The sequence below is a fragment of the Roseivivax isoporae LMG 25204 genome (assembly GCF_000521865.1).
GTDB lineage: Bacteria > Pseudomonadota > Alphaproteobacteria > Rhodobacterales > Rhodobacteraceae > Roseivivax > Roseivivax isoporae.
Genome location: NZ_JAME01000082.1, coordinates 1 through 5,836 on the forward strand (window position 1 = coordinate 1; position 5,836 = coordinate 5,836).

The window sequence follows — 5,836 nt, forward strand, 5'->3', positions numbered from 1 at the left end:
ACTTTTCAGGGGAGCAGGTCACGGGCCTGATCATCAAGTGCCGCTTCCGCGCTCGTCTCACGAGCGACCGCGAAGACTCGGGCACCTGCGCCTTCATCTGCCGAGAATTTCCGGGTTTCCACGGACATCCAACGCCAGGTGCTCTCGCCAAACCGGCGGTAGCGCAAGGTCTGCGAAAGCGTCCCAACTTCTTCGCTTTCACGGCTTAGGGTGATGAAACGTTCAAAATCTTCCTGGTCCGTCGGGTGAATCAGTTTCTGGATTTCAGAGAATCCGCATTCGCCGCCTGGGGGAAAGCCAAAAATCTTGTTCAGCCCGGTGGACCACGTGTGTTCTCCGGTATCGGCTTGGTATTCCCAGATCCCAAGATCACCTACAGCAGCAACAACACTCAGCCGGCGCTCGCTCCTGATTGAACTTGCCGCAGCCTCGCCGCAGTTGCAGCCTATCCGCTCTTCGGCCATTCGTGGCAACCCTCGCGAGATTTACGGCCCCGCTCACCAGGGTTGGCACGCGGCTTTCGGTCGGAGTATACAACGCACTCGTGAACTGCAGTCGAAGCGACTGGGGGAGATGAACGCCACACGCGCTCGACATCGAGTATCATTACACTGGCGGAAAACTCGTCCGCCCGTGTGGAAGCGGACGGCGATTCCGTCAGTCCCACGAAACGTTCCTAGAGTTTTAAGCTGCACTACGCCACTGACCATCGGACCGGTCCGAATAGCCAGGCGTGGTGTGACTCCTTCAATTTCCAGCGCAAGATCCTGCCTGGCGTAATGATCCATGTGGAGCGCAAATCATCGCCTAGCAGCCCGGAACGCAGGGGTGCACGCGAGGCTATTCCAATAAAAGCGCACCTCAATACCGCGACGCGAGCGCGTCGAGGCGGGCGTAGAACAGGCCGGCGAGAACGATGAAGCCTCCGACGATGGCGAGCTGCCACGTGCTGGGGACGCCGATCAGGATCAGGACGTTGTCGACGAGCGTGATGACGAGCACGCCCAGGACCGTCCCGAGCACGGTGCCCGAGCCGCCGGTGATCCGCGCGCCGCCGAGGATGACGGCGGCGATCACGGCCAGTTCCGACCCCGCCAGGTCGAACGGGTTGGCCAGCCGGTTCGCGGTGACGTGCATGATCCCGGCCGTCCCGGCGAGCAGACCCGCGAAGGCGAAGACGAAGGTGCGCACGCGGCCGACGTTGTAGCCCAGACGCGCGGCGATCTCCGGGCTGCCGCCCACCGCGTAGATGGCGCGCCCCATGAGCGTGCGGTTCAGAAGCGCCCAGGTCAGCACCGCGACCGCGAGAAAGACCAGGACGTAGGCGGGCAACTGGATCGTCAGGCCGGATTCGGTGCTGCGGGTCAGCAGCGAGAGCCGGCCGAAATCCGACATCGCCTGGGGGATGTTCATGAACAGCGACGTTCCGATGAAGGTCAGGAGGATGCCCCGGAGCGCGTATTGCGTGCCGATGGTGACGATCAGGGCCGGCGCGCGGAGGGCGTTCACGAGCAGTCCGTTCACGATGCCGAGCGCGGCACCGCCCACGGCACCCATGAGGAATATCGGCGCCATCGGCAGGCCGGGCATGAAGTTGTGCACGAGGAGGGTCACCGAGTACATCACCAGCGCCGCGATGGCCGTGAAGGAGACGTCGAGCCCGCCGGCCGCCAGAACGACCAGGACACCGAGGGCGAAGATGCCGCGCACGACCGAAGCGCGAAGGATGTCGAAGAGGTTCGCGAGCTGCCAGAAGTCGCTGTTGAGCGCGCCGACGACGATGCAGCTCACCACCAGAAGGGTGAAGGGGAACACCGCCGGATGACGCACGATCCAGCGGGCCACCTCGGCGAGACGGTCATGGCCGCCTGCGGCGCGGGCCGACATCTCGGGTTCGGCCGAACTTGTGCCATCGGTCATGCCGGTACTCCATTCCTTGCATCGGATCCGCTCATCTCGGCGTATATCTCGCTTTCGGTGGTCGCGGCGGCATCGAGGATGCGGGCGATGCGGTGATCGCGCATGACGGCGATCCGGTCGCAGTTCTGCAGCAGCTCGGGCAGGTCGTCGCTGACGATGATGATGCCCATGCCGGAGGCGGCCTGGTCCTGGATGATGCGGAAGATCGTGTCCTTCGAGCCGACATCCACCCCGACGGTCGGACCGTGCAGGACGAGGAGACGCGGGTTCGTCGCGAGCCAGCGCCCGATCAGCACGCGCTGCTGGTTCCCGCCCGACAGCGAACTCACCGGCGCATGGATGTCGGGGGCGACGATCTGCAGGTCCGAGAGCGTCGACTGGGCCAAGTCGTCGGACTTCGACCGGTCGAGCAGGCGGAACCGTCCGCGCAAGCGGCCGAGAACCGACATCGCGATGTTCTCGCGGATCGGTTTCTCGAGGAACAGACCTTCGGTCAGCCGGTCCTCGGGAACATAGGCGATGCCGGCCTCGATGGCGGTGCCCGGATGGTCGAGGCGCAGCGCCCTGCCCTCGAGCCTCATGTGCCCGCGCGTGACCGGCATGATCCCCGCGAGCGCGAGCGCCAGTTCGTTCCGTCCGGAATCCAGCAGGCCCGTGATCCCGAGGACCTCGCCGCGTGCGACGCTCAGGTCGATCCCGTCGAAGGCGCCGGGGCGCGTGAGGCCGTCGAGGCTGAGAAGCGGCGCGCCCGCCGTTTCCCGCGTGTCCTGGCGGTAACGTCCCTGCTGCAGGCGGCGGCCCGTCATCAGGTAGCCGATCTCGTCGTTGTCGGTCGTCTCGACATCGATCTCGGCGACGAACTCGCCGTCGCGCATGACGATGCCGGTGCCGCCGATCTCGCGCGCCTCGTCAAGCTTGTGCGTCACGAAGAGCAGCGCGGTGCCGTCCGCCTGGAGACGGCGGATGACGGTGATCAGGTTCGCGACCTCGCGCCGTGTCAGGGCGGTGGTCGGCTCGTCCATGATGACGAGTCCCGCATTCCCCGCAACGCCCCGCGCGATGGCCACCAGCTGCCGCTGCGCGATCGGCAGCAACTCGACCGGCGTATCCATGAAGCCGCGATGGGTCGGCAGGCCGACGACCTCGATGGCGCGTTCGGCCGTGCGGCGGACTCGGGCGGTGGCGAGCGGACGCAGGAGGCTGCCATGGTGCTCGACGAGCTGCTCGGACAGCCCGACGTTCTCGGCGACGCTGAGGTTCGGGAGCAGGGAGAGATCCTGGTAGACGGTCTCGATCCCCGCATCGAGCGCGCCGATCGGGGTCATGCCCGCATGATCGACGCCGTTGATCAGGACGGTTCCGGACGTGGCCGCCTGCGCGCCGGAAAGGATCTTGATGAGTGTCGATTTCCCGCAGCCGTTCTCGCCCATGAGGTGGTACGACCTGCCGCGCTCGATCTTCAGGTTCACGCCCCTCAGGGCGTGCACGCCTCCGTAACGCTTGTGCAGGTCGCGCGTCTCGAGGAAGGGCGTTGGCGACGCGCCGCGTGTGGCATTCGGTCCGATAGTGTCTGGCACGGCGTGGCCTGCTCCGGGGTTCGCGGTTCTTGAGTTCGTACGACGCGGGGGGCGAGCCCCCGCGTCGTGAGGGTCGATCGGGCCGTCCGCTTAGAACGGGAACTCGTCGTAGTTCGACGCATCGACGTCGACCCAGGCCTGGCCGCGCACGATCACGCCTTCGCCGGGCCCGTCGGTGACCGACACGTTCTCGTAGCCCGGAACGCCGAGATCCATGCCGTCGGTGACCTCTTCGCCGTTGAGCGCCATTTCGGCGAGGATGTTCATCACGTAGCCGGCATCCTTCGGATCCCAGAAGGCGATCCCGTCGACGGCGCCGGTTTCGAGGTAGGCGCCGGTATCCTGCGGCAGGCCAAGCCCGTAGACGCAGGTCTCGTCCTCGAGCCCGGCTTCCTCGATCGCGCGGCCGATGCCGATCACGTCGATCGCCGAACCGCCCTGGAAGCCCTTGATGTCGGGATGGCTGCGGATGATCTCGCGCGCGGCCTCGTAGGCCTGGTTGGCGTCGTTGAACGATTCATTCTTCGGCGACACGAGTTCGATGCCGTCGTGCTGCTCCATGTACGCGGCGCCGCCATCGGCCCATTGCACGTGGGTCAGGCTGCCCACGGACCCCACGAACGACGTCCACTTGCCTTCATGGTTCATGCACTCGGCGATCTGTTCGGCAAAGTGGGCACCGAATTCGGCATTGTCGAACGCCTCGAGGTCGATCTGCGTGTTCTGCAGGTTGTCGGCCTCGTGGGTGATGACGGTGATCCCCCGTGCCATCGCGCGCCGCAGCACGCCCTCGAGCGCGGAGGGATCCATCGGCACGATCGCCAGGGCGTCGACGTTCTGGGCGACGAGGTCCTGGATCATGGCGGATTGCTGCGCGGCATCGGCACGGCCGGGTCCGACCTGCCGGGTCTCCACGCCCTCGTTCTCTTCGCCGTAGGCCCGGACGCCCTCCTCCATCCGCGTGAACCAGTTCTCGCCGGTGACCTTGACCACCGTGACGACCTCGTTGGATTTCTGGGCGATGGCGGGCACGGCGCCGCAGCCGAAAGCGGCGACGCCTGCCAGGATCGTGGTACGGTTCAGCATGTAAGTCCTCCCAAAAGTTGCGCTCCCGGGGAAACCCTGTCGCTGCGGGGAGCGCTCCGCGGCGACGGCGGGATATTCAGGTCCTCTGGCGCTGGAACAGGCCGTAAGAGCTGAAGTCGACACGCGAGAACGCCAGGAACAGAAGCAGCAGCGCGCCCCAGGCGAAATCGCGGAAGAAGTTGGAAAGGCCGACGAAATTGAACAGGCTCGACAACATCTGCAGAGCCGTCGTCGACAGCACCACGCAGACGACGCGACCGTACCCGCCCTGCGGCCGGACGCCGGCCATCACCGCGAGCAGGATGGCGATCAGCACGTAGGACGTGCCGTAATCCCATTTCACGCTCGAGGTGCGGGCAGCGATGACGACACCCGCCGCCGAGGCGAGCACCCCGGCCAGCAGATAGGTGCGGAACAGCATCGACCGCACCGGGATGCCGGCGAAGAACGCGGCCTTCGCGTTCGACCCCATCAGGAAGAGGTGGATGCCGAACTTGGAGAATTTCAGCAGGGCCGCCAGTGCCGCGGCGATCAGCAGGAAGAGCGTGAAGGTCGGCGGGATGCCGAAGAGCGGCATGTTCCCGAAGCTGTCGAAGATCGGGATGTAGCCGAGGTTTTGCGCCGAGCCGCCGGTGATCCCCACGGCGACGCCCGTGAACAGAAGCTGCGTGCCGAGCGTCGCGATGATCGGCGTCAGGCCGGCATACCCGACCAGCGCCCCGTTCAGCGCGCCCCCCGCGACGCCCGTCGCCAGCGCCACCGCCGAGAACAGGAGCACGTAGGCCAGCGCGGCCTGCGACGGATCGAACGCCGCCCCGGCGATCTTGAACCCGACGATCCCGGCGAGGTTCGCAAGCGCGATTCCCGACAGGTCGATGCCGCCGCGGCCCGAGATCATGGCGAGGGCGACTCCAAGCGCCAGCAGACCGAGCTCGGGCACCTGCGCCGCCATCGACTGGATGTTGTAGAGCGAGGCGAAGTCGGCCCCTGACGTGCCGAGCGCCGCCAGCACGATCACGACGTTGATCGCGACCAGGAACGCGAGCTGCGGATCGAGCGCCCGTTTGTCCATCAAACCCTCCCTCTGGCCGGTGCAGGACCGGCACGTCGCGTGGACCCTACGCGCTGGTTGACATATGTCAACATGCATGTGTCTTTTGTAATCAACGAACAGGGGGCCGTCCGAAACGGACCCCGTCACGCATGCGGCAACCGGGAGGAACGCGGGGAATGCAGAGATTCAAGAACGATCC

Annotated in this window: 5 protein-coding genes; all 5 read right to left on the reverse strand. The window is 65.9% G+C overall.

Annotated elements, in window-relative coordinates; translation table 11 throughout:
- Window positions 1-5 precede the first annotated feature (5 nt).
- Window positions 6-464 (reverse strand): hypothetical protein, encoded by a 459-nt coding sequence (locus tag RISW2_RS24915; protein WP_156943984.1) that lies wholly within the window; start codon window positions 462-464, stop codon window positions 6-8.
- A gap of 397 nt (window positions 465-861) precedes the next feature.
- The gene (locus tag RISW2_RS22420; RefSeq protein WP_043775463.1) at window positions 862-1,920 is read right to left on the reverse strand and encodes an ABC transporter permease; all 1,059 of its coding nucleotides are present in this window, start codon (window positions 1,918-1,920) and stop codon (window positions 862-864) included.
- Window positions 1,917-3,497 carry a sugar ABC transporter ATP-binding protein gene (locus tag RISW2_RS22425; protein ID WP_084615538.1) on the reverse strand — a complete coding sequence of 527 codons (1,581 nt, stop codon included), beginning with the start codon at window positions 3,495-3,497 and terminating at the stop codon, window positions 1,917-1,919. The genes RISW2_RS22420 and RISW2_RS22425 overlap by 4 nt, the downstream gene beginning before the upstream one ends.
- 90 nt (window positions 3,498-3,587) lie before the next feature.
- Window positions 3,588-4,583: a substrate-binding domain-containing protein gene (locus RISW2_RS22430; RefSeq protein WP_051492350.1), complete on the reverse strand. Its 996-nt coding sequence runs from the start codon at window positions 4,581-4,583 to the stop codon at window positions 3,588-3,590.
- A gap of 76 nt (window positions 4,584-4,659) precedes the next feature.
- Window positions 4,660-5,655 carry an ABC transporter permease gene (locus RISW2_RS22435; protein WP_043775466.1) on the reverse strand — a complete coding sequence of 332 codons (996 nt, stop codon included), beginning with the start codon at window positions 5,653-5,655 and terminating at the stop codon, window positions 4,660-4,662.
- Between the last annotated feature and the right edge of the window lie 181 nt (window positions 5,656-5,836).